The sequence below is a fragment of the Streptomyces sp. SID14478 genome, assembly GCF_010548525.1.
GTDB lineage: Bacteria > Actinomycetota > Actinomycetes > Streptomycetales > Streptomycetaceae > Streptomyces.
Genome location: NZ_JAAGMG010001321.1, coordinates 1 through 2,826 on the forward strand (window position 1 = coordinate 1; position 2,826 = coordinate 2,826).

The following is a 2,826-nucleotide window of genomic DNA, read 5'->3' on the forward strand; positions in this document are numbered from 1 at the left end:
CGCGTTCACCGCCCTCGGCGAGCCCCGGTGACACCCCCGGCACCGAGCCGCGTTCGGGCAGCGGCTCGGAGCCGACGCCGTCGGGGACCGTCACGGCCCGCGGCGCCCGGACCGCGGCGCGCAGCGGCTGCCCCTCCCAGTGCCGGTGGTACGGAGTGAACACGGCGAAGTGATCGCTGGCGGCGGGGGTGAGCGCACCGGGCGGGACGCACGTCACCACCGCGTCGTGGGCGACGACGTCGCACCCGAGACCGCGCAGCGCGGCCCGCAGCCGGTCCTCGCGGCGGTGCGCGTAGGAGGTGACCCCGGCCGCCAGGTGGACCGCGTCGGCGTCCGTCTCGGTGACCACCTTGGCGACCTCGTCCACCACGTCCCCCGAGCGCACCACCAGGCGGCCGCCGAGCCGGCGCAGCGCCGCGTCGAGATCGCGCAGACAGTCCGCGAGGAACGCCTCCCGGTTGGGCGCGGGGAAACCGGTCGACGCGATCCCCGTGTCCCGCACGAACAGCGGCACCACCGCGTCGGAGCCGTTCAGGGCGGCCCGCAGCGGCGGATGGTCGTGGACTCGCAGGTCGGAGGTGAACAGGACGACACGGACACGCACGGAGGCACTCCCGGCTGGGTCGGGGGAAAGGATCTTTCCCCACCCCTTCCCCGGACGGGACGTGCGCGGATGCACCTACTCCCCGTTCGGGGGGCCGTCGTCGACGACCCGCTGCGCCGCCGCGGCGATGTTGCGGGCCATCCCGCCGAACACCACGGAGTGGAACGGCGCCACGCTCCACCAGTACGCCTGACCCGCCAGACCGCGCGGGTGGAACAGCGCCCGCTGCCGATAGCGCGCGTGCCCGCCCGGTGCCGGCTCGACGGTCAGCTCCAGCCAGGCGAGCCCCGGCAGCCGCATCTCGGCCCGCAGCCGCAGCAGCCGACCCGGCTCGATCTCCTCCACCCGCCAGAAGTCCAGCGAGTCACCGACGCGCAGCCGGGCGGCGTCGCGCCGCCCGCGCCGCAGCCCCACACCGCCGACCATCCGGTCGAGCAGACCGCGCACCGCCCAGGCCAGCGGGAAGGAGTACCAGCCGTGCTCGCCGCCGATGCCCTCGACGACGTTCCACAGCTGTCGCGGGGACGCCTCCACGAGTTGCTCGCGCACGTCCGTGTACAGGCTGCCGCCCGCCCAGTCCGGGTCCGTGGGCAGCGGGTCGCTGGGCGCGCCGGGCACCGCGGCGGACGACCAGCGCGTGCTTACCTGCGCGCCCTGGACCCGTTGCAGCGCGAGGCCCACCGCCGCGTCGAACCCCAGCGGTGCCCCCGGCGGATCCGGCACCCACTCCGCGATGTCGTGCTCGTGGCAGACGACCTCGTGCCGCAGCGACTCGGTGAGCGGCCGGGCGATCGAGGCGGGCACCGGCGTCACCAGGCCGACCCAGTGGCTGGACAGGCCGGGAGTGAGCATCGGCACGGTCAGCACGAGCCGCCGCGGCAGCCGCGCCACCCGGGCGTAGCGCAGCATCATGTCGCGGTACGTCAGCACGTCGGGACCGCCGATGTCGAAGGCGCGGCTCACCCGCGCCGGCATCGTGGCGCTCCCGACGAGGCAGCGCAGCACGTCGCGCACCGCGACCGGCTGCGTCCGGGTGCGCACCCAGCTCGGCGTCACCATCACCGGCAGACGTTCGGTGAGGTAGCGCAGCATCTCGAACGACGCCGATCCGGAGCCGATGATCACCGCGGCGCGCAGCACCGTCGTCGGCACCCCGGAAGCCAGCAGCAGATGCCCCACCTCGGCGCGGGAGCGCAGGTGCGGCGACAGCTCCTGCTCGGGGACGCCCCGCGGGGTGAGCCCGCCGAGATAGACGATGCGGCGCACTCCCGCCCGGCGGGCCTGTTCGCCGAAGAGCCGCGCGGCCTCCCGGTCGGTGCGCTCGAAGTCCCGGCCGCTGCCCAGCGAGTGCACCAGGTAGTAGGCGACGTCGACGCCCCGCAGGGCGTCGGCGAGCGAGGCGGCGTCCGTGACGTCCCCGCGCACGATCTCGGTGCTGTCGGCCCACGGATGGTCGCGCAGTTTGTCGGGTGAGCGCGCCAGGCAGCGCACCCGGTACCCCGACGCCAGCAGTTCCGGCACCAGCCGTCCGCCGATGTAGCCGGTCGCACCCGTCACCAGGCAGCGCAGTTCACGGTCCTGCTCGTCCACGGTCGGCTCCCTTGCTCGTCCGTTCCCACCATCCGCTTCCTGCGGCACTTCCGCAGGGGAGCCCCGGCCGGATGCACCCGCTGGATGCATGGTCGCCTCGGCAGCGGGCATCCGCAGCACAGGGACAAAGAACGGCCTCCGGGCAGGGGCCGTGCATGCGGTGGCGACAGGGTGTGGAGGTGCCGCGCTATGCGGACGAAGGTATTGCGACGGTTTTCCGCGGGGGCTCCCCGAGGGTCCTGGCCGGCGGAGGAGTACGCCGCCCGGCTACGCGCTCAGGGGCGGGCCGCGAAGGTGGTCATGGACATCGAGTCGGACGCTTTCCTGGTGGTCGCCGGGGAGAGCAACGGCTCCGGCTGATCCCGCGTCGGCCCGCGCCCGGGCAGCGCGGCGAGCCGACCCGTGAAAGCGGTGAGCCCCCGTCCTGCACGGACGGGGGCTCACCGGCGTCCGGACCCGCTCAGGACCCGACCTGCGTCAGCGCCTCACCGTTGTCGAGCCGCGCCGTCACGTGCACGGCGCCCTTCTCCGGAGCGCGCACGGCCGCCGTGCGTCCCGGCCGCACCGCGTCGACCGCGCCGCTCACCGAGATCCGCGTGACCGCGCGGCTGCCCGCCGCCACGAGATACCAG

General features: G+C 74.7%; 2 protein-coding genes. Both read right to left on the minus strand.

Translation table 11 applies throughout. The features are described from left to right. The coding region (locus tag G3I40_RS41985) for a deoxyribodipyrimidine photo-lyase (protein WP_164560052.1) at positions 1-604 on the minus strand (604 nt) is incomplete at its 3' end. A 75-nt stretch (positions 605-679) separates the two neighbouring features. Continuing rightward, positions 680-2,194, minus strand: coding sequence for an SDR family oxidoreductase (locus G3I40_RS41990; RefSeq protein ID WP_343245200.1), 1,515 nt, complete (start codon positions 2,192-2,194; stop codon positions 680-682). Positions 2,195-2,826 lie beyond the last annotated feature (632 nt).